This is a genomic window from Paenibacillus sp. FSL H8-0260 (assembly GCF_045040625.1).
GTDB lineage: Bacteria > Bacillota > Bacilli > Paenibacillales > Paenibacillaceae > Paenibacillus_AQ > Paenibacillus_AQ odorifer.
The window spans coordinates 2225128-2249540 of record NZ_CP150298.1; the positions used below are offsets into that span (position 1 = coordinate 2225128).

At 47.7% G+C, this 24413-nt stretch carries 22 protein-coding genes; 11 read left to right on the forward strand and 11 right to left on the reverse strand.

What is annotated here, in order from left to right; all coding sequences use genetic code 11:
- Positions 1-54: 54 nt before the first annotated feature.
- The 5 genes from MHI51_RS09700 to MHI51_RS09720 all read left to right on the forward strand — a co-directional run bounded on the left by MHI51_RS09700 (position 55) and on the right by MHI51_RS09720 (position 6778).
- Positions 55-951, forward strand: a complete 897-nt coding sequence (locus MHI51_RS09700) for a carbohydrate ABC transporter permease (protein WP_076219913.1) — start codon at positions 55-57, stop codon at positions 949-951.
- Between the two features lie 90 nt (positions 952-1041).
- Positions 1042-1860, forward strand: coding sequence for a carbohydrate ABC transporter permease (locus tag MHI51_RS09705; RefSeq protein WP_076125141.1), 819 nt, complete (start codon positions 1042-1044; stop codon positions 1858-1860).
- 45 nt (positions 1861-1905) lie between these two features.
- On the forward strand, positions 1906-3675 hold the full coding sequence (locus MHI51_RS09710; protein WP_076276424.1) for a sensor histidine kinase: 1770 nt from the start codon (positions 1906-1908) through the stop codon (positions 3673-3675).
- 7 nt (positions 3676-3682) lie between these two features.
- Positions 3683-5299 (forward strand): response regulator, encoded by a 1617-nt coding sequence (locus MHI51_RS09715; protein ID WP_256717495.1) that lies wholly within the window; start codon positions 3683-3685, stop codon positions 5297-5299.
- Between the two features lie 93 nt (positions 5300-5392).
- Positions 5393-6778 carry an extracellular solute-binding protein gene (locus MHI51_RS09720; protein ID WP_405173820.1) on the forward strand — a complete coding sequence of 462 codons (1386 nt, stop codon included), beginning with the start codon at positions 5393-5395 and terminating at the stop codon, positions 6776-6778.
- Between the two features lie 76 nt (positions 6779-6854).
- Here the strand turns inward: MHI51_RS09720 and MHI51_RS09725 are convergent, their stop codons facing one another.
- The 6 genes from MHI51_RS09725 to MHI51_RS09750 are packed head-to-tail and all read right to left on the reverse strand — an operon-like array spanning position 6855 to position 13539.
- Positions 6855-7985, reverse strand: coding sequence for a YheC/YheD family protein (locus tag MHI51_RS09725; protein WP_076276423.1), 1131 nt, complete (start codon positions 7983-7985; stop codon positions 6855-6857).
- A complete protein-coding gene (locus MHI51_RS09730; protein ID WP_076124882.1) occupies positions 7967-8485 on the reverse strand; it encodes a GNAT family N-acetyltransferase in 519 nt (172 codons plus the stop codon). The genes MHI51_RS09725 and MHI51_RS09730 overlap by 19 nt, the downstream gene beginning before the upstream one ends.
- A gap of 26 nt (positions 8486-8511) precedes the next feature.
- Positions 8512-9624, reverse strand: a complete 1113-nt coding sequence (locus tag MHI51_RS09735; RefSeq protein ID WP_076124884.1) for a YheC/YheD family protein — start codon at positions 9622-9624, stop codon at positions 8512-8514.
- Positions 9621-10994: a YheC/YheD family protein gene (locus MHI51_RS09740; protein ID WP_036683976.1), complete on the reverse strand. Its 1374-nt coding sequence runs from the start codon at positions 10992-10994 to the stop codon at positions 9621-9623. Before MHI51_RS09740 ends, MHI51_RS09735 begins: the two co-directional genes overlap by 4 nt.
- Positions 10995-12161: a YheC/YheD family protein gene (locus tag MHI51_RS09745; protein ID WP_076220185.1), complete on the reverse strand. Its 1167-nt coding sequence runs from the start codon at positions 12159-12161 to the stop codon at positions 10995-10997. It abuts the gene before it with no gap.
- A 10-nt stretch (positions 12162-12171) separates the two neighbouring features.
- Positions 12172-13539 carry a YheC/YheD family protein gene (locus MHI51_RS09750; protein ID WP_076124889.1) on the reverse strand — a complete coding sequence of 456 codons (1368 nt, stop codon included), beginning with the start codon at positions 13537-13539 and terminating at the stop codon, positions 12172-12174.
- A gap of 305 nt (positions 13540-13844) precedes the next feature.
- Here MHI51_RS09750 and MHI51_RS09755 point away from each other — a divergent pair, with 305 nt between their 5' ends.
- A complete protein-coding gene (locus MHI51_RS09755) occupies positions 13845-14183 on the forward strand; it encodes a YlbF family regulator (protein ID WP_036683973.1) in 339 nt (112 codons plus the stop codon).
- Between the two features lie 161 nt (positions 14184-14344).
- On the opposite strand, the gene MHI51_RS09760 is transcribed toward MHI51_RS09755, so the two are convergent.
- A complete protein-coding gene (locus MHI51_RS09760) occupies positions 14345-14920 on the reverse strand; it encodes a hypothetical protein (RefSeq protein ID WP_076124891.1) in 576 nt (191 codons plus the stop codon).
- 196 nt (positions 14921-15116) lie between these two features.
- Here MHI51_RS09760 and MHI51_RS09765 point away from each other — a divergent pair, with 196 nt between their 5' ends.
- Entirely contained in the window at positions 15117-15398 is a 282-nt protein-coding gene (locus MHI51_RS09765) for a hypothetical protein (RefSeq protein WP_036683968.1), read from the forward strand.
- Positions 15399-15962: 564 nt separating this feature from the next.
- Here the strand turns inward: MHI51_RS09765 and MHI51_RS09770 are convergent.
- Complete coding sequence (locus MHI51_RS09770; RefSeq protein ID WP_179086995.1) at positions 15963-16559, reverse strand: hypothetical protein; 597 nt, start codon at positions 16557-16559, stop codon at positions 15963-15965.
- Positions 16560-17016: 457 nt separating this feature from the next.
- On the opposite strand from MHI51_RS09770, the gene MHI51_RS09775 reads away from it, so the two are divergent.
- Positions 17017-18351 (forward strand): DRTGG domain-containing protein, encoded by a 1335-nt coding sequence (locus MHI51_RS09775; RefSeq protein WP_076124897.1) that lies wholly within the window; start codon positions 17017-17019, stop codon positions 18349-18351.
- Between the two features lie 134 nt (positions 18352-18485).
- On the opposite strand, the gene MHI51_RS09780 is transcribed toward MHI51_RS09775, so the two are convergent.
- From MHI51_RS09780 to MHI51_RS09790, 3 genes are all read right to left on the reverse strand, one after another.
- On the reverse strand, positions 18486-18794 hold the full coding sequence (locus MHI51_RS09780; RefSeq protein ID WP_405173821.1) for a YtpI family protein: 309 nt from the start codon (positions 18792-18794) through the stop codon (positions 18486-18488).
- An 83-nt stretch (positions 18795-18877) separates the two neighbouring features.
- On the reverse strand, positions 18878-19378 hold the full coding sequence (locus MHI51_RS09785; protein WP_038569663.1) for a DUF4044 domain-containing protein: 501 nt from the start codon (positions 19376-19378) through the stop codon (positions 18878-18880).
- Between the two features lie 5 nt (positions 19379-19383).
- The gene (locus MHI51_RS09790; RefSeq protein WP_036678886.1) at positions 19384-19707 is read right to left on the reverse strand and encodes a YtrH family sporulation protein; all 324 of its coding nucleotides are present in this window, start codon (positions 19705-19707) and stop codon (positions 19384-19386) included.
- 141 nt (positions 19708-19848) lie between these two features.
- On the opposite strand from MHI51_RS09790, the gene MHI51_RS09795 reads away from it, so the two are divergent.
- From MHI51_RS09795 to MHI51_RS09805, 3 genes are all read left to right on the forward strand, one after another.
- On the forward strand, positions 19849-23490 hold the full coding sequence (locus MHI51_RS09795; RefSeq protein ID WP_405173822.1) for a DNA polymerase III subunit alpha: 3642 nt from the start codon (positions 19849-19851) through the stop codon (positions 23488-23490).
- Positions 23491-23564: 74 nt separating this feature from the next.
- Positions 23565-24065: a phosphatidylglycerophosphatase A gene (locus MHI51_RS09800; RefSeq protein ID WP_036678892.1), complete on the forward strand. Its 501-nt coding sequence runs from the start codon at positions 23565-23567 to the stop codon at positions 24063-24065.
- Positions 24066-24211: 146 nt separating this feature from the next.
- A complete protein-coding gene (locus tag MHI51_RS09805) occupies positions 24212-24400 on the forward strand; it encodes a hypothetical protein (protein WP_036678895.1) in 189 nt (62 codons plus the stop codon).
- Positions 24401-24413: the final 13 nt, after the last annotated feature.

Sequence of the window (24413 nt, forward strand, 5' to 3'; positions counted from 1 at the left end):
ATAGAATTATCATTAAGGACATAAGCTTAGTCCAATGGACAGGAGGAACAATAAATGAATTTATCAAAACGTCAAATTAACGCCTGGACCTTCGTTGCTCCCAGTTTGATTCTGACGCTGGTTTTTGGAGTATATCCGATCTTTTGGGCTCTGAAGTACATGTTCTATGATTACCAGGGTTTCGGCGAACCCCTGTTTATCGGACTGGAGAATTTCGAGCGCTTATTAAGGGATAAGGAATTCTGGAAGTCAGTGGTCAACACCTTTATCTACGCTGGAGGCAAGCTGCTCATCACCTTGCCATTATCATTTTTACTGGCGGTTGTCCTCAATCGTGCTTTGAAAGGGCGGCAGCTGCTAAGAGCGGTTTACTTTATGCCGACCGTAATCAGTGCTTCGGTTATGGCCATCGTATTCTACGTTATCTTTAATTCATACAACGGGATGGTTAACCAGCTATTGGTCGGCTCTGGAATTATTTCCGCTCCGATAGATTGGTTAGGGCCGAAATATGCCTTACTAACCGCTATTATGATTGCGATATGGGGGGCTATCGGTAACTATATGCTGCTCTTTATCGCTGGTTTACAGAACATTCCTGAGGATCTCTATGAGGCGGCATCTATAGATGGAGCTGGACCTTTCAGAAAAATGTGGAACATCACCGTTCCCATGCTCGGACCTGTATTGCAAATGATCATTATGCTCGCTATTACCGCCTCCCTAAAAGGCTACGAGAGTATTATGGTGCTTACCGAAGGCGGTCCTTATGGCAAGACGGAAGTTATGTACCTGTACCTGTATAAGCTGTTCTTCCCTGTATCCAGTGGAGGTACAAGCATTCAGCAATTTGGCTACGGTAGTGCGGTTGGTTTTGCCACAGCAGTTATTGTAGGTCTGATTACCTTAGTCTACTTTTATGTATCTAAAAAGCTAAATGATATCTATTAAAAGAGAGGAGAATGAACAGTGAGTACATTACATGCGGAGACGAAGAACACTTCGGTCCAGCCTGTCCGGTCCTTCAAGACCCGAGCGGTGCTGTCCCGGACCTTGCTGTGGATTTTTCTACTTATAGTGGCGGCTTTTGCGTTGTTTCCGATTATTCTGGCTTTTTTTGGATCCCTTAAGACCAATCTGGAGTTGACGACAGGAACCACCTTGCTGCCTAAGTCATGGCAGATTGGAAACTACGCGCAGGCTTGGAATTCGGCTAACTTTGCCCGCTTTACATGGAACAGTGTGTTTATCAGTATCTTTACCACCTTAGGCACTCTATTCATTGGAACCATGGCCGCATATGCGGTAGCGAGAGTCGATTTTTACGGGAAACGTATATATGTTGTAATTCAGTCCTGCACGCTGTTTATCTCGATCGGTGCTGTGGTGCTTCGGCCGCAATTTGACCTTATGGTAGCGCTTAATCTACAGAAATCGTTATGGGGTGTCATTATTATTCTGATTAGTGCGCATGCCACGGCATTTTTTATGTTGATTGGTTTTGTACGAGCGATTCCGAAGGATCTGGATGAGGCTGCTTTTATTGACGGCTGTAATTTCTATAGCGTATACTTTCGAGTTATCTTACCGCTTCTGACGCCCGCCCTTGGAGTCACGGCGCTCTGGACCTTCCGCGGAGCATGGAACGAATATATTCTGCCGCTGGTTTTTACCATGACACAGCCAAAATTACAGACACTCACCGTAGGATTGGCGGGGCTAAAATATGGTATCGGCGATGCGGCGCAACCTCAATTGATGCTCGCGGGTGCATGTCTGTCCATGTTGCCAATGATTGTTGTCTATATTTTCGCTAATAAATCGTTCATGCAGATGACAGCTGGCTCTGTAAAGGGCTAAATTCGGGGCGGGCTTCGGACAGCTATTCAAGAAGGATGTGAATACATGCTGAAGGCCTGGGTTTATCGTACCTCTTTGAAGAAAAGAATATGGCTATCTTTTACCGCACTGACGGTATTCTGTATTTCTGTCACCGGTTTATTGGCTTACTCCATCGCTTCTCGGGCGATGGAGCGTAACTCTGTCGAGTTAAATCAAAATGTGCTGACTCAGTCAATCAATGTCCTGGACCAGAAGTTAAAGCAAATCATTGTGGCTTCCTCCACGATGATGTTGAGCGAAGCTTATCAGCAGACCATCCGGGATATTAAAGCTCATAATATGGAACGTTTTTTTGCCAATTTTTCTATGCTGCAAGCGCCCTTCACGCAGGTAGAGTTGACGGAAAACTCCATTGAATCTATCTTGATCAGTACGCCGGACGGGGATTTCTACTCTACCAGCAATCAGCGCAGAACCTTGACCCCATTTCTAGAATCTTCGCTGTACCAACGGATTAAGGAGAAACCTGAATCCAATTGGGTAGAGAGTCATCGGGACGAGCTATTTGCCGGGAAACACCATGTTATTTCCCTAGTCTTGCAGCCGCTTACAGACAATTATGTCCCTGATCTATTTTTGATTGTTAATGTAAAAGAGGACATTCTTGAAGATACTGTAAGTGGAGGCGGGAGTCTTGGCTCCGCGCGTTTTTTACTGATCAATAAAGAGGGAACAAGCGTCTTCGGAGACGGGAGACGTCCGGAATGGTCTCGGGACTCTGTGTTTTTGGACAAACTGAGGGAAGCGGACCGGGGTAATTTTGAATATTCTGCTGGGGATGGGCCAATGCTGCTCAGCTATGCCAGTTCAGGGTACGCAAAAGACTGGGTGTTGGTCAGCTACCTGTCCAAAAAGGAACTGCTGCAACCTGTTCGGAGTATTCAATGGCTGGTGTTGATGATCATGGCGGCATGTATCGTCATCGCGCTTTTCCTTGCAAGGTATCTGTCCGCTTTGCTACTGGGACCGCTGCTGAAACTGCAACGGACGATGTCTCGTGTTGAGCAAGAGGATCTCAGTGCACGCTTCCAGAGTCCTTTCCAGGATGAGATTGGGGAGGCGGGACGCAAATTTAACCAGATGTTAGACCGGATTGGTGAGTTGATTGTTGAAGTCAAGGATACAGAAAAAGAAAAGAGAAAAGCGGAGATCAAGGCGCTTCAGGCGCAGATCGAGCCTCATTTTTTATATAACACATTAAACACGATTTTCTGGAAATGTGAGATGGATGAATATGAAGATGTGAAACAGATGGTCATTTCGCTGTCTGCACTGTTTCAGCTGGGACTGAACAACGGGCAGGAAATTACGACCTTAGGCAAGGAACTGGAACATGTCCGCCAGTATCTAAACCTTCAGCAGCAATGTTATGAAGGGTTGTTTGACTATACAATTGATGCCGGAGTGGAACTGCTGGAGCTTCCTGTATTGAAAATTATTATTCAGCCCTTGGTGGAGAACTCAATCCTGCACGGCCTTAAGGAATTAAGGGGAGGGGGAGTGATCCGGATCTCTGTAGAAGTAGCCAAAAACACACTGCTCATCCGGGTTACCGATAACGGAACCGGCATGAATGCGGAGAAACTCAATGCCTGGCTGAAGGAGCCGAACGGCAGTGGAGGTTATGCTCTGTCTAATATATGTAGCCGACTGCAGCTGTACTACGGCAAAGAAGCCGGATTGGTCTTTCGAAGCAGTCCGCGTGTTGAAACCGAAGCTGTTCTATCCATTCCTGTGGAAGGGGGAATAAATCCTGAGCGCCCATTCAATTAAAATATGTATTGTTGATGATATTCCTGCAGTGGTCCGCGGATTGTCGCAGCGGATTCCTTGGGAGGAACATGGGATTGTGATCGCGGCCACCGCGGCAGACGGGGAAGAAGGTCTGGAGCAGATCCGCAAGCATCGTCCTGACATCGTATTGACGGATATCCGAATGCCTTTTAAGGATGGTTTAGAGATGATGCGGAGCATCCAAGCCGAGCAGCCAGGCATCAAACTGATTTTTTTGACGGGTTATTCTGATTTCACCTATGCCCAGGAAGCAGTTAAGCTGGGTGCCTTTGATCTGATTGTAAAACCGTATACCAAGGTTCAAGTGCTTGAATCCGTGTTGAAGGCCAAAGAAGTGTTGGAGCGGGAACGCAGTCAAGCTGAGCAGATGATGGGCATGGAACAAAAGCTGCGCGAGAGCTTACCTTATTTGCGTCAGGAATATATGCGTCTGCTCATCCGTTACGGAACTAGGCAGCAGCACTTGAGCCAGCAGTGGGATTTTTACAATATCGAGATGAATAACCATAACTTTTGCGTGATGGTAGCGGAAGTGGATTTTTTTGTGGAACGTACATCAGAACTTACGGTTTCCGAGGTGGAATTAATCCGCTTTGCCGTACAGAATATTTTGGAAAATACAATATCCGAATACACTCGGGGCATTGTGTTCCGGGAAAATGTGAATCAGTTCGTTATTGTGATGAACCCTCTGGCGGAGCCGAATATGGAGCAACTTGCAGAGAAATGCCGGGAAAATGTACATCGGTATACGTACCAGACGGTATCCATTGGACTGGGTGGAGAGGTGGAGGAGGTAGGGCAGCTTTCTGCTTCCTATGCGCAGGCGCTGTCTGCACTTGCGAACACCTTTCTAAATGGTGGGAACAGCGTGTACACCTATGTTGAAGATGCAGTCGTGAATGCCGTGCTACCCAGATACTCATATGACAAGGAGAAAGAATTGCTTTATTGTCTGCGTTCGGCGAATTTGTCCAAAGCAGAGGAGCAGCTGGATCATATTTGGCATGATTGGATTACTGCACCGGCAACGCCTAACCCGTCCATCGTTAAGACGTTATGTCTTGAACTGGCTCATTCTATCCATCGGATTTTTTCGGAAAAAGCAACGGATTCGGAAGTTAAAACTCTGGAAAATAAGCTTGCAGACATGAGCAGTGCAGTCTCTTTTGAAGATCTTAGCCGCCAGATTCGGGAATTTTGCCGTTTGGGCTGTACGTATTTGCAACAACGCCAATGCAGTGACGCGCGTATGCTTGTGGATCGGGCCATCACTCATATCAATGGAAATCTGCAGCGAAATCTATCCGTCGCGGACTGTGCACGGGAGGTGCATCTTAGTCCTAGCTACTTCTCCAATCTTTTTAAAAAGGAGACGGGGATGACACTCGCCCAATATATTATCGGGAGACGAATGGACAAAGCCAAGGAGCTGGTGCTGGAAGGCATACAGGTTCAGGATATTGCCATCTCTTTGGGCTATGAGGATCGACCCTATTTTACAGAGCAGTTCAAAAAATACACCGGAATGACGCCGACTGACTTTCGTGCAAAATATACCTTGCCCAAAGTGGAGGGAAACAGTGATTTCGTCTCCCATTGACAGTTGTTTTCTCCTTCACTGATAAAAGGGCAGTGGAATTATAATTTTCTTAAGAAATGAATGCGATTTCAAAAGAAAAGGGAGGCATTTTAGATGAAAAGAAACAAATGGATATTAGCTGGGGTTTCGCTGATGCTGGCTGGCTCGTTGGCCGCCTGTTCATCATCCGAATCTAATACGGAGGTAAGCAGCAGCAATACAAACTCCGAAAAAACAAAATTGGTCTACTGGACCATTGATCGTCATGATTCTGATTTTATTGAGCAAAAGATCAGCGAGTATGAAGGTCTTAATCCCAATATCGAGATTGAAATGAAGGTTATGGCAGAGAACTATACCCAGTCGGTGGATATTGCCTTCTCCAGCATGCAGGCGCCTGATATTCTCCGGGTGGATACTTATAACGTGCCAACATGGGTCAAAAGAGGGTATCTGGAATCTTTTGATAGCTACATTTCACCAGAGATGAAGAGCCGGTTCGAGAACGTACTTATCAACGAGAAAAATACCGTTGACGGCAAAATATATAGCCTTCCCAATATCGGTCAGTTCTGGCGCCTAATCTATAACGTAGATTTGTTCGAGAAGGCTGGCATTACAGAGCCGCCTACCACACTCGCAGAGATGGTCGAGGATGCCAAGAAAATTACGGAAGCGGGAAAAGATATAGGCGCTTACGGCTTCGCGGGTAATTTCAAAAGTACCAGCGGATTTGAGCGTATCGCTTATCCAATAACAACACTTAGCAAGACTAAGGGCACAGAGGGCTTTGACTTCCAGACGGGGCAATTTGATTTTAGCGTCTATAAAGAGGTTGCTGAGGCGCTACGGCAGATTAAGGTGGATGGAAGTATGATGCCAGGATCGGAATCGCTTGATATCGACCCGCTGCGTGCGCAATTCGCTCAAGGCAAGATCGGCATGTATTTCAACCATTCCGTTGAGCCGACGGTCTACAAAACCCAATTCCCAACTGAAATTCGCTGGGCAGCTGCGATTCCTCCAACCATTGACGGGGAGCAGAAGGGTGTCAGCCAAGTTATTGCAGGAAGTTATTTGGCTATGAGCAAGGATTCTAAGCATAAGGAAGAAGCTTGGAAGTTTATTGAATGGATGTACAGTGATGATGTGCAGATTGCTTACCAGGAAGCAGGGTATGGGGTTTCGGTTATTCCATCGGTTGCTACAGTTGCCAAGGCACCAGACATTGCAGGGATTGAAAATTTTCTGCCTACGAAGTTAGACGGGATTTATCCAGCGACTCCGATGGTCATCAGTGAAGGACGTCTGGAAGGACTAAAGAAGGTTGATGTCTTCAATAGATATATTTTTGGTGGTGGAGATTTAGATAAAGAGCTTCAGGACTTGAATACTCGCTATAATGCGGCGCTTGAAAAAGCCAAAGCTGCAGGTGACACCGATATCGAAGCACAGCCGGACTTCGATGCAGGTTCCCTGCAGGGATCATTGGCCAAATAAATCGAAAAAGACGCCCCTTCGGCTTCGTATTAATACGAGCTAGGGGTGTCTTTTTTTTATGACTACTAAGATATTTTTATTCCTCAGTCGTTTTAGCTGTGCTCGGGGTTCCTTTGTTATTGTAGAGCCACAGCGCGTATTCCAGAGGGCGAATCAGGGCTTTGCGGTAAGTGGTTCCGTCACCTGATCTTGCGAACACTTCACGGGCGGGCTTTGGATTAACCTCCAGCACGTAAATTTTACCTTCGCGATCAATGGCGAGGTCCAATGCAAGCTCACATAAGGCTCCGTAACTTTCTTCCAGGAAGGCTGCGGCATCAAGACCTAACCTCTCGGCAGTCTTCATGACCTTATCGGTTTTATCCTGACTACCCAGCCATTCCTTCAGCAGCGTTTCCGCTCGAACGGCATGACCACCGCCATGAAGATTCGAGGTTACACTCCGCGCTGCACCGACTCGTGCTGCCATACCTGTCAGTTCCCAGACACCTTGCCCGTTCTTTTGAACGAGCATCCGGTAATCATGGAAACGTCCGCCCGGCAGACGTAATGGGATCCCCTGTTGGATAAGGAAACGTCCACCGATACACCATTGCCGTACGATGGAATCCAGCCGAGTAGAAGAGACTTTACGGGTGGGAATGATTCGGCGATCCTGGCGACGGCCTTGAATATCATATACCCCACGCCCATCCTTCATTCTCTCAATTCTGAGAATGCCACGTCCGCCTGTGCCGTTTGCCGGCTTGATATAGACTACTGAATTGGTTTTCAGCATCCGGCGCAGGTCGGCAGAGGACTGATAGAGTAAAGTTTCTGGCATATGTTGCCGGAAACGGCTTTTTTGTGAGAATGTTTGGTGAATGGTCCATTTGTTGCGCAGTGGACGATTCATAAATAACAGATGATTGTAGCGTTCTCGGAAACGAAGCAGTTGCTGAAAGCGTGAGCTGCGCTGAATACGGCAACGGTCATAAATCATGTTCGGAAAAGAACGCCATTTGCGTGACCATTTTCCGCTCTTGGGATCAAAGACAAGGGCATGGATCTGCTCTTTGCTGGGATGAACATCCATGGGGGTAAACACAAAGACATCCAAGCCAATTCGTTTGCCCTCGACGATCATTCTCCGGTACACGGCCTTTTCTTCAAGCTGCTTGGCTTCGTTAATATATAAAGTAAGAATGCCTAAGACGGGCTCTGGCACAGGAGTTCACCTTCTTGTGGAGAAATAGTAGTGCTGCCGGTATGATGGGGTGACCGGAGCAGTAATGTTGGCTTGCCGGTAGGACCAGTGGTAAGTGTGTCGGCAGCAAGGCCGATATTGAAGCACATCTTTAGGCTAGCAGTATTGTCGCAGGCAACACTGCATTGCAGATGCCCGAGGCGTTTCAGCTGGGCAGCCATTAAGGCAGTGCCGGTATGTCTATTCCGGTAGAAGGGGTGCACAGCGACAAGACAGGCTTCTGCACCGAAACCGGATACGAAGCTGACTCCTGCGAGCTGGCGCCCATTCTGACCGCGTACGGTAGCGACAAGCAGCGAGATACCCGGCTCTGACAACTGATCCGGTGTTAATCGGGCCAGTACTTTGCAAGCTTGGTTTGTGATTCGCTTCTCCCCATGCGCTCTTATAAACTCAAGCAGTCCAGCCAGCCGTGATTTCCACTGCTTGGCATTTGTGTCATAGATGGAGGATATCTGCATGCTGTGTCACATCCTTTTAATGATTTCTATTTAAACTGGCGCGCTAAATGCTGGCCGTAGTGAAAGATTCGCTCTAGGGACAGCTTGCGGATCGCGGGTTCATCAAATTTCATCGGCCGGGAGTTGGCCTCAAAGAACCAGAGTCCCCCATTCTCATCTACACCCAGATCCATCGACATCTCTCCGAGCATAGAATCAGAAGCTCTTTCAATTTGTCTAGCGATAAGAAGGGCGGTTGTAGGCACGCTCTTCAGGATCATGGCTGCTCTTTCGGTTCCAAATGTACTTTCCAGCATGCTGGCAGGCTCTTCAATACTACCTCCGCGTGGTACATGTGTCGTTATACTTCGGGCACCGGCGAGGCGTGCACCTATGCCAGTGACTCCCCAGCCGCCTCTGCTGTTTTTTTGCAGAAGCACCCTCAGATCAAACGGTCTGCCCCGATGAGTCGCCAGTTCAATAGCCTGCTGCACAATATAACGAGAGATCCCTTTTTCTTTTCCGATTCTTGCCCAGAGCCGGTCCATGGAAGCTGCTTTGTACGTCACATTTTTTTTGCCGCTTTGAATTTGGAGCCGGTAAGGCAAAGCGGTATCTGCACGATATTTTAGGCGCATAATTCCTTTTCCTGCTTTGCCATTCTCTGGTTTAAGGTAGAGGCTGGTATGCTGGTTCAGCATGGCAGTAAGGGTGTTTGCACTGCGTAATCGTCTCGTTTTTGGAACATGCTTTGAGGTGGAGTGCGAACCCCTTAACCATTCGAACAGACTCCATTTATTGAAAAAATATGGATTATATAGCTTAATGCCTGGATGTTCCAGGCATTGAGCTATTTTACGTACCACAGCAGGTTTTTCCTCATCCTCACGGGTGGGAATTCGGTTATAAATGATTTGTGGAAGAGGTACAGGAATGCTGTACCAGATTTTACCGCTGGACGATGGGACATATCCGTTCACCATCCGTTCCTCAAGCTTGAGGTCACGGACAGTGATGACGTAGACAAGAAATCCCATTTCTTTGCCTGTGCGAATAATGTCCCGGAAGTTGCTGCGGTTGCCATTAAATTGCCGTACTTTATCGCTGGTTGTCAGTATGGCAATAACAGGTTTTGTATCTTCCGGATTATGGGTGCTCACATCTCATCCCTCCTGCGGAATTTGCTGAGGTATAGACAATGCTCCAGAATGTGCTCGATGGAAGCTTTGCCCTCAGCGCGCAGGGAAGGGTGACGGAAGATGGAACGACCTGGTTTGGCGTTGGCCTCGAACATCCAGATGTCTTCATCCTGATCAATTCCGAGATCAAAGCCAATTTCACCGAGCAAATGACGATGCTGGACTTCTAGTGATTCTGCCAGCTTGATGGCTGTAGTCTTTGCACGCTGCAGTACTTCATCAGCTCTTGCGCCGAATACACGTCCGAGTGCTTGCTGAGGTGTAAGCAATGCTCCTCCATTTTTAAGGTGAGTGGTGACACTACCACGGCCGGCTTTTTTAGCGCCTATGCCGACTACAATCCACTGATTACTGCCGTTTTTATGCATATGGAACCGGAAATCAATCGGGCAGCCATCTATTTCAATGAGACGTATTCCCTGCTGAACTATATAATTTTGCAGATTTTGACCGTGACGCGAACGAAGCATACGCATAAGGGCTTCAAAGGTGGTAAAGCGTAAAAGAACGTTTTTTCCACCGCGGCGGTAGCGGGCAAAATACCCCTTTTTCGGGAGATAGGTAAGCCGATAAATGCCGTGACCCAGACTTCCCGCAGAAGGTTTATAGTATACAAAATGATGGTGATCCAGCATTTCTCTCATTTTTTCCGTGGACGGATTGCTGTGGGTTTCAGGTACATATCGATTTGCCGCCCCATCATTTTCTAAAAGCTTATAGATATCGGATTTATTGAAAAAGCTCCAGTTAAAGTATGGAATTCTTTTCCGCATAAATCGTTCGCGAAGTTGGTTGATATAGGGTGAGGTCTCAGCTCTCCGACTGGGCAATCGATTATAGACAACATCAGGCAGAGGGACCATTTTTCGTTCAAACTTACCGCTTGAAGTCAAAAAATATCCATAGACCTGTTCCTGTTGCCAGTTGATGTCACGCGGCATAAAGGCAAATATATAACATTTGTTGCTGCCTTCCCGCAGCAATTGCTTGATGAACCCTGTGCGAGAACCGAAGGGCTGAGACGAGGAAGCAGGACCATCGGACAATATGCCAACTAAAGGTCCTAGCTGCACCTCGTCATTCTGTAGATTGCGTAAATAGACACCACCTGATTTCGGAACCTTGATAGCGCTTTTTACGCCTGAGGCGAGATATAGGTGATTTCCGGCGCGCTTGATGGGCTTGATCATGGTCGGGGTGGCATCTTTACCGAGCCTTAAGCGTATATTTTTTTTCCCCGTTAACTTCAAGCTTTTCATCAGTGCACCTGATACATATACAACTCTTTGGGGCTGCTTAGTGAAATGCACATTGCAAAAAGTGAGACTCATTTATGAATCCTCCTTAGGAACCATTGTTATCATTCTCCCGTTTGTAACGGAGCTGCCCGTAGATAGGGATGGTATCCGTCGTTGTGTGAGCAGTAGATGGCGCGCATAAGACAGTGGATTCTCGGCGGCGAGCTTAGCAGCCCGGCGGTCGCCCGTCAGCCGGAATACCGTGCGCCCTGGCTTGGAATTTGCTTCTAGTAAATGAATCCGACCGCTCGAATCAATACCGAAATCAAGGCCGAGTTCTCCAAGCCTGCCGCATGCAGCCTCCAGTAGGGGAGGCAAGTATGCAGCTTCTGCAGCAAGCTCACGCATGATGTCTTTTCCACCCTGACCATATTCAGCAAGCAAAAAAGGCAGGGGAGAAACAGCTGTTCCGCCGCCATGCAGGTTCGAAGTCAGCGAACCTTGGTTACCCAGCCGTACGGCCATGCCGGTTAGAGTCCAGCGGCCAAGGCCATTCTTTTGCATCAATACACGCACATCGAACGGTTGCCCCTTACTATTCGTTAGGTGCAGGAAAGGCTGTATAATATAGCGGCGTGAGCCGATAAATTCATGAATCCAGTTCAGTCCTTCAGCCTGTGAGTCGAAAACATATTGAAAGGGTGTATTTGTTCCGTCACGCCCTCGTACTCTCATCCCTCTGTTCTGCAGTATGGCATGTAATGTACGTTTGCCATGGGTGCCGGCCTTGGGCTTTAGAAAGACTCCATATTCTCTTTCAGCAAGCATTGTACTTAACCTGCGGGTACCGGTATAGAGTACAGTTTCCGGCAGTATTGCCGCTGCTCTCCGGTCGCGCTTCAATATCTCATGTACACCCCATTTATCTGGCAAACCTCGAGACCAAGGCAGGGAACGATGAAGAGTAGAGAGAGCAGCGGAAGCTTCTTTTCTTTCTTTAGGACCTTCGTAAAAGCAGCGATTATAGACAATATCTGGCGGTGAAGAAGTAGTATTCTGCCAGCTTCCATCTTTCCAGGTATAGCCGGTAATGGAGGAACCGTCTGCCGCTACTCCGTCTGGATGAAATACGAGGACTTTTAGGCTGTATAGAGGAGCTGCCCGGCATAAATGACTGCAAAACTCTGGCTCGGCGATCGGTGGATTCCCGTTGCGGCGGCCTGTCATAATGCCGAGGAACCCCACTTCTGTTTCAGTCATCGTGTCCTCCTTATAAACCGGCCAAGTAGCGGCAATATAAAATCATTTGCTTGACGGACGGTCTTATTTTTTGATCGTTTAACGGTGTATTATCGTTCTTGGAGGGCTTGGAGTTAACCTCTAAGAGCCATATTCGTCCTGATTGATCCAGTGCCAGATCGATTCCGAGCTCTCCGAAATGAGCGGGGATAAAGGTTTCGACCCCTCTTGCAATGGCAAGTGCTGCTCTGGGCAGCTGAAGCTGAACGTTTTCTTTTGCGCCCGGAGGAAGACTGCTCTTGCTAACCGCTTCTTTTACAGTGCTGAGACTGCCACCTCTAGCTAAATTAGACACGAAGTGATTGCTTCCGGCGGTGCGGGCGACAATGGAGGTAACCCCCCATTTTCCGCTGCCATTCTTCTGAACAAGTGCCCGGAAATCTACAGGCCGCCTTCCTAGCTCCATCAAAGGCAATCCCTGCTGAATCTGGTATCGAGTAGTCTTCATTTTGGGAGCGATGGACTGGTACAATTTAGCGAGAGTGGTGTAGCTTTGCTTGCGTGTACCTATGGAGGTAGTAGACAACAGACGGTAACCTCCGCCTTCTTCTTTAGAGATACGAAGTATGCCTTTGCCGAGACTGCCTCGTACAGGTTTCAAAAATACACTTGGGTAATGGCTGCACATCTTCTTCATTACGGCAAAGCCGTTCAACGCATGCGATTCAGGTAAATACCGCTGCAGGGAAGGGTCTTGCGCTAAAGCTTCAAATACCTCTGTCTTGTCAAGAAATTTTTCGTTGAAGAAATGCGTTCCATATCGTGATTTTACATCCGCCAAAAAATGCTGTACGCTAGGTTTATTCTCCACCTTTCGCGTCGTTAACCGATTGTTGATTACATCGGCAATGGGCAGACTCATTTTTCTCCAACCCTCGTTGTATACCCAGCCCTGAATGGAAGAACTGCGTGTTTCCAGCGCTTCCGGGGTAAAGAAATATACATAGGCGCCTTGTGTGTGGCAGGCATTTGTCAATTCCCGGCAGAACATGGTAATGGGTCCAAACAACCTGTCGAGATTATCTGGATGGTCACGACTGACGAGCACGCCGATCAACGGTCCAAGCCGCAAGGTGCGGCTTACAGAGCTGTAAGAAACGTTGAGGGTTTGTCGGTGTTTCCATCCGGTCCGCTGCGCCAGTCCTTCGCTTACACGCAGGATGTCGGATTTGGGAGCCGAGATAATGGTAACCTCCTGCCGGAAAGAGCCGAATGCCAGCTGGAGTGTTCCGTGAGACGGGATTTTGAGTCTTTTCATGGATTTTTCGCCAAGCATTATAGCGTTTTCCTGCAGGATGCCCGAGTTGACCGTGTGGACCGGGATCTTGAATTGGGACATCGTGGATCTCCTTCCGGTAGGCAGCATGATGCCGGCAATTTGGTAGCTAAGGGTTACATATCATTCATCATATGGAGACAGATGACCCTTGGTGATTGACCTAATCGCTAAAAACCTTGCCCAGTCATTTCATAAGCTCGGCCCAAGAAGCAAAACAAGTATGGAATGAGCGAATATTGGAAACTAAAGCAGCGTGAATTCAGGAAGCGGCTGCTAACAAAACTTAAGCGTATGTTTTCGGAGTGAGTTTTGTACGAAGACGATCTGAGGAGTGTACGCTAACAAAACTTTTAGGAGGAATCATAATGAGCATTCACGACAAAGCACATGAATTGGCGAAAGCCATTAAAGAGAGCAGCGAGGTATCGGATATCAGAAATGCCATGAAGGTCGTGGAAACAGATCCTGAAGCGAAAGCGATGCTGGACAATTTCCGCCAAGGTCAGATGGAGCTGCAACAACGGATGATGAGCGGAGAAATGCCTCCACAGGAAGAAATGGAAAAGATGGAGAAGCTGTTCGAGGTGCTTAACTTGAATCTTGGCATTCGTCGTCTGTTTGATGCGGAACGCCGTCTGAGCGTTGTAATCGAGGATGTAAATAAAATTATCACTGAGAGTTTGTCCCAATTGTACGGTGAATAAATTTCAGCAATGAAAATCAAAAGAGGGTGTTCCCGAAGCCGGTGGCTCTGGAAACACCCTCTTTCTTGTGGCTGTGACTATAGGGCTAGCCTAAGTTCAAGCTCGACCTCGACCTCAACCTCAACCTCAACCTCAACCTCAACCTCAACCTCAACCTCAACCTAATCTTGTTTACCTTCGACTGCGCAGAGAAGAATACCAGCTGCCAAACCTAAGCGGCGATCAAGCTTGCCTTTTCGATCCTCCGAGAAGTCAGCCATAATTTTGGTGACAAATGGATTGAAATTTTGCTTGAATGCAGGGATCGTAGTATCATCCATCTCGATATTATATTTCTGCGGAATAATAGCGATGAAGCGGCGCAGTAGAGCCATCGCGGTGCTGTCTTCCTTGATTTTTCCGATTTCCTGATCATGACGGTCAAGAATAATCCATTCATCCTTCAAAATAGATTTGAGACCCTTACGTCGAAAAGCACCAATATGCTCACCGGACTCTGTATCGTGTACATCATAAGTAGCACTAAAATCGACCACGTTGCGGGCTTTTATGCGCAGAAGCTCCTTCTGCATGGACTCATCCGTATAAAGTGCAATGTCTTCTTTAAGCTTGAACGCTTTCATTTGCGAATAGAGCACAAGCTGCTCAGAGCTATCAAAAATATGAAGTTTCGCACCCATGATCGAAAATACTTTTTTTCGAATTATGTATTCGGTATGATTATAAGCTGCATTCAATTCAAAAACGCCTCCCCCAAATGAAATCATCATCTCATATATAAGCGTCTCTTGCTATATAAATGCTAACCTTTTATACATAATTTTGAAAAGGTATATATTTTTTAATGGACTTGTCTCATATTACGGGCCTCATGTTCATAGAGTAGAGATATAGATTCAATCGAATATCCTGTCTACGAAGGAGCTGTTATTAATGAGAAAAAGAAACAAGTTCAAACACGGTGTCTATCTGTTGCTGGCGTTGGCCATGCTTTTGTATGCACTGCCGAAGCTTTCGCTTGCGAATGGACCGAGCTGGGTGTTTGGTTTTGGAGTCGTCTGGTCACTTTTTGCGTTTATGGTCATTGCGGCACATTTGCATTTTATTATCGGGGTTGATGAAGAAAAGACCAAACGTTTGGAAGCTGTGCGAAAAGCAAAGCTGGAGCAATGGCAGACAAAGTGGAATGAAGAAACTAGAGTTTCGCAAAGATAATAGAGTTGGCATCGGATACTAAAAAGCTAGATTAGCTTCAGGTCTCTCGAATAAGCGCGGCAGTCGTGCAAAGAGAGGCAAAAATGCCTTAGAATATTGCGCAAAGCGTAGAAGTGGCGCAAAGAGAGGCATAAGTGCCTCAGAATGCCGCGGAAAGCGCAAAAGTGGGGAAAAGAGAAGTATAAATACCGTAGAATGCCGCACAAAACACCAAAGTAGCCAAAAGAAAGGTATAAATACCGTAGAATGCCACGCAAAACACCAAAGTAGCCAAAAGAAAGGTATAACTACCGTAGAATGCCGCGCAAAACACCAAAGTAGCCAAAAGAAAGGTATAAATACCGTAGAATGTCGCGCAAAACGCACAACTAGCCAAAAGAGAGGCATAAGTGCCTCAGAATGCTGCGAAAAGCGAAGAAGTAGCGAAAAGAGAGGCATAAGTGCCTCGGAATGCTGCGAAAAGCGCAGAAGTCGCGCAGAGAGACACACTCATACGAAAAAGCCCACTAGCCTAAGCCAGTGGGCTTTAATATGCCCCCTGCATTGCTTGCAGGGGGCTAAATGTTATTGTCTGCCGCTACCTGCTGCGAGTTGAACACTATTTTTGTCCACAGAAAGAGCTTCGTCCGGTCGTTCCTCACGAGGAAATGAAGCCATAACCTCTATCTCTTTGGGTGCATATGAGAACTCGAGTTCTACCCGATCACCGCTGATGGCTTTAGGATGTACCTTTTGTTTGGAAACCAATTCATCGTAAGAAGCCATATCCACACATACGCCTTTGCCATTGTCGTTCCAGCAATAAGAGCCTTGAATAGCCTCGAACCGCTCACCGCCAACAGTAACTTGAACACTTGGGGGCTGTGGGTTAGCAGTGTCTTCTGATGAAATCTTATCTTTAAAAGTTGATTGAAACAAGTCTAATAGATCTTTTTTGCTGGTATCTGACAGACGATAGTGGCCCATTTGTCCGGATTTAATGAGTAACCCACTGTTACTTCCGCCGATCCAAAAAGAGAACTCATAACTTATGCCATCCTTCATGTTCACAGTGGTGCTGTAATCGCTGGGGGCAATATCTAGTTGTCCTCTATCATATTCAGCAGTAGTTATGGCTTGAACGAAACGTTCAAACGAGGATGGATCCGAAATAGTGGCCATGGGCTGTTTTTTTTCAATTAAGTTAATAGAAACTATATTATTTGCATCCAGCTCAATCTGGGCTGCTTGTTTTACTTCGTTTCCCGTATTTCCACAGCCGACCAGTCCTATAAAAAGCAAAGTAATAGTAAGTAGTAATAAAGCGGTCTTGTTTATATCTTCAATGCTCCTTTACACATTCTTTAATTCTCAGACTATAAAAAAGAGGAAAAGGTTGCTAAATAAAGGAAGTGAATGTTTAAGGTCAGCTTAGAACGCATCAGAGATATTCAGTTTCAAAAAAATTCGATTTTAAGGTGGTTTTCAAACTTACTATGTGGCAATACCTACCTTAATCTTAGATTGTGTAAGGAGAGTGAAATTAGAATTCGAAGCTTATGAATCGGTTGTACTGAGCCATTCTATCCGTGTATAATAGGTACAGTATAGTACAGATCGGAGCATGGGGGTGTAACAGTTGGAAGGTCAAGGCGATGCGATTACTAAACACGAGCAACTGCTGCAGCATATTGAAGGTCTTAAGGTAGGCACCAAAATATCTGTTCGCAAGCTCGCCAAAGAAATGCTAGTCAGCGAAGGGACTGCTTACCGTGCAGTGAAGGAAGCTGAGAATCTCGGGATAGTCATCACGAAGGAACGGATTGGTACAGTTCGTGTAGAAAAGAAACCTCGGAACATTTCAGAGCAGCTGACGTTTGGCGATGTAGTTGATATTGTTGAAGGGCATGTGCTCGGCGGAGCAAGTGGACTAAATAAACATCTGCATAAATACGTGATCGGGGCGATGAAGGTCGATGCGATGATCCGTTATATAGACGCTGACAGTCTGTTGATTGTAGGTAACCGTGATGATGTTCACTCTCTAGCGCTGGAGCAGGGTGCGGGGGTTCTGGTGACAGGGGGCTTTGGGACGAGCCGTGAAGTGAAGGCCTTGGCAGACGAGCTGGATCTTCCCATTATTTCTTCGAGACATGACACGTTTACCGTCGCTTCAATGATTAACCGTGCTATTTTTGATAGATTGATAAAGAAAAAAATTATGCTGGTAGAGGATATTATCGACAGCAAACCGCGCCTGAATACGTTGAAAATCTCTAGTACCGTCGGCGAGCTACGACAGGTTTCTGAGGAAACTGGAGAGCAGCGCTTTCCCGTTACGGATGAATGGAACCGAGTCATAGGCATTATCGGTCGCCGCGATGTAGAGGAATTGACGGAAGGCCAGATCATTGAAAAAGCGATGATCCGCAGTCCGGTTACGGCTGCACTGCAAACCTCACTAGCCTCCGCGGCCCAGATCATGATGTGGGAAGGCGTGGATTTTCTGCCCATAGTGGACCGTAACCGTAAACTGGTAGGCTCCCTAACCCGTAAAGAAGTGCTGCAAAGCTTACGCGATGTCCGGAATCAACCTCAGCTGGGAGAGACTTTTGATCATCTCATTTGGAATGGTTTTGCGGATGAGCGGGACGAAGAGGGACGGTTGTTCTTCCATGGCTTTATTACGCCGCAGATGGCCACGGATCTTGGGACGATTTCTGAAGGGATATTGTCTACGCTTATGACGCTCTCGGCATTTAAAGCAGCTAAGGACATCACAGGAAATGATTATGTACTAGATAATATGTCCACTTATTTTATCCGACCGGTACAGATCGAACATGCGATCATTGTAATGCCGAGACTGCTCGAAATCAGCCGCCGTACCTGTAAGCTTGAAATTGAGATCAGCCACTCGGATACTCTGGTAGCCAAAGCTGTTCTGATGCTGCAATCCATTGATCATGGCTAAAAAATGGTTTGCTAGCTGGATAGCATACGGTAAATAGGATCGTATACATGCTAAATAGACTGCCCTCATCATTGAAAGAGAGGGGAGTCTATTTTATTCTTTCTATTCCGTCAGAACAGCAGCTAAGCTTTCGACTAGTGTTGTTCCTGGCTGGGACTACGGCTGTAAAAACTATAGCTGCGTAGCCCCGAGAAGATGTTGAACGCACCAATCAGCAGAAAGGCAGCTTCAACAATGATATTAACGGTAGAGCCGCGAAACAAAAACATGGATATTAAGGACAGCGTTACGAGCATAGCACCGAGCATCACATTCATGACGGAGCGTTTCAGCCCTTTATCTTGGGGATTTAAGGCACGGCGGGAGGATATGCTGAACACAGCGGCACCGATTACAAAGATCACCAGCAGGATAAACAATAAATACTTGATAAATAAAACCATGGACAGCCAGCTCCTTTATCGTGTCTTGCAGTAGCCAAGAAGTAATTTCCACGTCTGTCCATTATTGTATCACACGATGGCTGTCAGCTGCGCTTAAAAGGACTGATTTCTACCCAGATTTGCAGGACGCCTTCCATGACGAGCATGGTTCGGATTTTGACAGAGTATTCCTTGTCACGCACAATGTATAGCTTACCATCCAACAGCAGTCTAACCAGTTTGCTGTCTGTATCAATATCGAACATGCTGCGGCCGCGCATCGGTTCCAGATCTGAGCCCATTTGGCTTATGATTAATTTTACAGTTACGGGGTCAAGTGGGGTATCTTCTTTGGATTTGCTTTCCTCCGATCGAATTTTGATTTCTCTGATCACGGTTGAGGTATTATTGTATTTTTTGAGTGTCTGAATATCTTTTTGATATTGCTCGATCTGTACACGCAGATCTTGATTATGCAGCCATAATACGTTATATCCTACATGGTAAATAGCATTGTATATGACAGCTCCTACGACGATCCCTAGCATGAATATAGCGGAGATCTGGGTGAATCTGCGAAAACGACTGAATGGTGGAACTCTCACTGGCGTTACCCCCTGCCGCACACCCATTTTACTAGCTCACTGCCCATATGGGCTCCTAGAAAAGCGAAGGCAAGATACATGATTTGTTTGATGGCGGGGGAGAGGTTGCCTCCGATCATGTTGCTTTCAATGACCCGTAAAGGGTCCATAGTACCTCCTACAGCGGCTGCTAGTGCCCATATTTTAATCCGATCTGCCACATCCAGCATCGTTTGCGTCGGCGGTTGCAGGGATACAACGGCGCCGATTCCGCCGAGCATAGCTCCGCCAAGCACGATGCCGAAGGCGATAAAGAAGTCGAGGATAGCTTTGCTCATAAAAATGCTCATACAGGCCCCTTCCCGGACGAGGCATTTACAAGCTTTGCCTGTCCTTATGCTCTTAATCCATTCTATGGGCGGGTCCCCCTTTAATATGATAAAATAGTTTCATCTTATGTTTGATTTTTGCAGTAGAGAGGAAGTGGGGTTATGAGCCCTTTCGTGCATTTGCATGTGCACAGCGAATACAGTTTACTGGACGGGGCGGCGCGCATTACCGATCTCGTGCGCCGGGCCGGCGAATACGGCATGAAGTCGCTGGCGCTTACGGATCATGGAGTGATGTACGGGGCCATCCCCTTTTATAAAGCGTGTAAAGAGAATGGAATCAAGCCGATTATTGGCTGTGAAGCTTATTTAACCGCGGGTTCACGCCGTGAGCGGGGCAGTCGAAAAGATCAACCGATCTACCACTTGATTCTGCTCGTCAAGAATGAAACCGGCTACAAGAACCTGATGAAGCTGATCTCTATCGGCCATCTGGAAGGCCATCATTATAAACCACGAATTGATATGGAAGTGCTGGCAGCTCATTCAGAGGGGATTATCTGCCTAAGTGCTTGTCTGGGCGGAGAAGTGCCGCAGCATCTGCTGCATGGACGTGATGAGGAGGCGCGCAAGGCTGCGCTGCGATATAAGGCGATTTTTGGCGAAGATTTCTATCTGGAGCTGCAAGACCACGGGATCTCCGAGCAAAAGAGAGTCAATCCCAAGCTGATCGCCCTTGCCGAGGACTGTGAAATTCCACTTGTGGTGACGAATGATGTCCATTATTTAGCGAAGGAAGATGCTGAGGTTCAGGATGTGCTGATCTGCATCGGAACAGGCAAAACGGTGGATGATGAGGAACGTCTCAAGATCGGAACAGATCAGCTGTTTCTAAAAAGCAGCGAGCAAATGGCGGCCTTGTTTCCGCATGTGCCGCAGGCTATCGCCAATACCTTATTGATCGCAGAAAAATGTAATTTGGAGCTGACCTTCGGCAATCATATTCTGCCTGCCTATTCTCCGCTCCCTGAAGGCATGGATTCCGCTGCTTATTTGCGTGAGCTGTGCTGGAAGGGGATGGAGGAACGATATATAGATACACCGCAATGGACTACACCTGAGCAAAGAGAGACGGCTGAGAAGCGTCTGACCTATGAACTGGGCGTTATCGAGAGTATGGGCTTCAGCGATTATTTTCTAATTGTGTGGGATTTTATTGCTTATTGTCATCGTCAGGGAATTGCTACGGGACCCGGACGGGGATCCTCCGCGGGTAGTCTCACCGCATACTCTTTGCGAATAACTGACGTGGACCCATTGAAATATAACTTGCTCTTTGAACGTTTTCTAAATCCAGAACGGATCACCATGCCGGATATTGATATCGATTTTAGTGATGAACGGCGTGATGAGGTTATTGGTTATGTAGTGGAGAAATACGGCAAAGAACATGTGGCGCAAATTATTACTTTCGGAACTATGGCTGCACGGGCTGCCGTACGTGATGTAGGCAGGGTGCTGAACTTGCCTTATAACGAGGTAGACAAAGCTGCCAAGCTTATACCTGGTCAACTAGGGATCAGCCTTGCCAGAGCGCTGGAGAGTACACCAGATCTTAAAGCACTGTATGATAGCAATCCAAAGATAAAAGGGCTGCTGGATATGGCTATGAAGGTGGAGGGCATGCCCCGCCATGCTTCGACACATGCAGCGGGGGTTGTTATCTCGAAGGGTCCGTTGACCGATGCAGTCCCACTTCAGGAAGGTAACGAAAGTACGGCGTTAACCCAATACTCTATGGAGCATTTGGAGAGTGTCGGGCTGTTGAAAATGGATTTTCTGGGTTTGCGCACGTTGTCGATTATCGAACGCTGCATGAATTCGATTAGAGAAATGAGCGGAAGTGTTCCGGATTTCCGTGTCATCCCAGATCATGATCCAGCTACGTATGAAATGCTTGGGGCTGGTGAGACAACAGGGGTCTTCCAGCTGGAGTCGGCGGGCGTTAGACGAGTACTTAAAGATCTGAAGCCTAACGGCTTTGAAGATATTGTATCGGTTCTAGCGCTGTATCGTCCGGGTCCGATGGAATTTATCCCGAAATATATAGCAGGCAAACACGGTGAGATTGAAGTAGAGTATCCACATTCTGATTTGAAGGCTATTTTAGCGGACACCTATGGGATCATTGTGTATCAGGAACAGATCATGCAGATTGCTTCTCTGATGGCGGGCTTCTCGTTAGGAGAAGCGGATCTGCTCCGTCGAGCGGTCTCAAAGAAAAAACGTGAGACGCTGGATAAGGAACGGAGCCATTTTGTTCAAGGCAGCTTGCAGCAGGGGTATAATGAAACGGATGCAAATGCTGTTTATGACATGATCGTGCGCTTTGCTGATTACGGCTTCCCGCGTGCTCATGCCGCGGCTTATGGAGTATTGGCTTTCCAGACAGCCTATCTCAAGGCACATTATCCGGTGCAGTTTATGGCGTCTATGTTGACCGCTGTAATGGGCACTCACCGCAAGGTAGCGGAGTATGTGCTGGACTGCCGCCGCACAGGCATCGGCGTGTTGCCGCCGGATGTGAACGAGAGCGGCGTATTGTTTACTCCGGTTCCTGGTGAAGGAACCGGAACCGGGCATATCCGCTTTGGACTCGCAGCCATTAAGAACGTTGGCACGCTGGCAGTGGAGAACATTATGGCGGTCCGCAAGGAGCGGCCGTTCGACAGTCTGCTAGATTTCTGTCGACGTGTGGACCTGCGGGTCTGTAATAAGCGGGTAGTGGAATCTTTGCTGCAGGCGGGAGCTTTTGACTGTCTGCCAGGTCACCGCGCCCAGCTGCTGGCTATGCTGGACGAGACGGTTGACGCTGCGCTGAAATGGCGCAAGGAGCGGGATGAACTGCAAATCCAGCTGTTCGACGATTTGGTCGAGACACCGAACTGGGAAATCCGCTATCCGGATATCCCTAAGTTCACCATTGGCCAGCAGCTGGAGATGGAACGTGAGCTGCTGGGGTTATATCTTTCGGGCCATCCGCTTGATGATAGCGCGGAACTGCTTGAGGAGCCCGGCATGCAGCGGCTGATGGATCTTGGTGAAGCCGCGGATGAGAGCCAGACGGTTACGGCCGGAATGGTAGTATCCGTTAAGGAAATTACGACGAAGCAAGGAAAATCGATGGCCTTCGTCGAATGGGAAGATCAGATCGAGCGCTGCGAGGTCGTGCTCTTCCCTGAGGTGTGGAAGCGAAGCCGCAGCTTGATTGCCAAGGGCGCGCTGCTGGCCTTGCGCGCTAAGGTGCAGCAGGAAGACGAAGGCTTCAAGCTGCTGGCCGAGGAAGTGGCGCTGCTGTCTGCGGAGGCTCTCCGCGGGCTGTTGCAGCGCCGCAGTGCCGCCGCGTCCCGCTCGTACAGCGCGGGACGCTCGGCCTCGGCAGGAGCGCCGCCACGCGGCGCAGCTCCTGCTTCCCGGACCAGTGGTGCCGCCACTGGTCCGGCTGCCAGGCCAGCAGGCGGCACAACGCCGCCTGCAGCACCTGCACAGGCCGCGCCAACAACAGCGGCGACCTCAGGCCAGCGTGTCTTTATCAAGATCACGCCGGCCTCAGAGAATGCAGCGTTGCTGTCGCGCCTGAAAGAGCTGCTGCAGAATCATCCCGGTCCTGCTGCGACGCTTCTGTTCTATGAACAGGATCAGAAGCTCCTAGCTCTTAGCGATAATTATCGAATTAAGCCGTCCGAGGAACTTTTCGCGGCGATCGAGGTTATGCTGGGTGCAGGTACGGTAAGAATAAAATAAGAACAATTCTCCCCTTTTCCGCATACATTAGGAAACCACAGGGCACATCCCTGTACGGAAAGGGGAGTCGCAGCATGTCCTATCAAATGGCAGTAGATCTGTTGGAACGCAGAGGTGTATCACTTTCCTCCATTGCTGAAATCGTATATATTTTACAATCGGTTTATTATCCTGGTTTAACCAAGGATGAATGTCTGTCCAGCGTCAAGTCTGTTTTGGGCAAAAGAGAAGTGCAGTATACTTTAATGACAGGTGTTGCTCTTGATGAATTAGCCGAGAAAAAACTGCTTCCACAGCCGCTGCAGGCGGTAATGGAGGCTGATGAATCCCTCTACGGAGCGGACGAGACTCTGGCGCTTGGTATTACAGGGGTATATGGGATGATCGGACTGACAGGTTTTGGGTATTTGGACAAAATAAAGCTTGGAATCATTGGTGAACTGAACGATGATAAAGGTAGGATTCATGTATTCTTGGATGACCTTGTTGCCGGCATTGCTGCCGCCGCTTCCGCCAGAATTGCTCATCGGCATGAAGGGGCAAAAGTATATCCTTTAGGCACGGACAAGGAATAATTGAGCCCCTTTATTTCGTTTGAACAAGTTCCTCAGTCTTGCTTCCTATGCCCTACTCCTGTTGCGGGAAAAAAGAAAACTGTGTTATCATAATTCCATTATACGGGATACGGCTGGGAATTAAGATTGGGGAGGCCTTGCAGGGCATGTGGACGGTAATATATATCGCGCCGACCGCCAGAGTGGCGGATATGATTAAGAGTAAGCTGACAGAAGAAGGTTTTTTGGTAGAATGCCGTCCAATCAATATGTCCAAGCAGCAGTTTGAGATATTGGTTCCTTCAGGTGAGCTGGAGGAAGTACAGGAAGTCCTTAATCTTATTCTGCATCCCTGAGTTTCTTACAAGA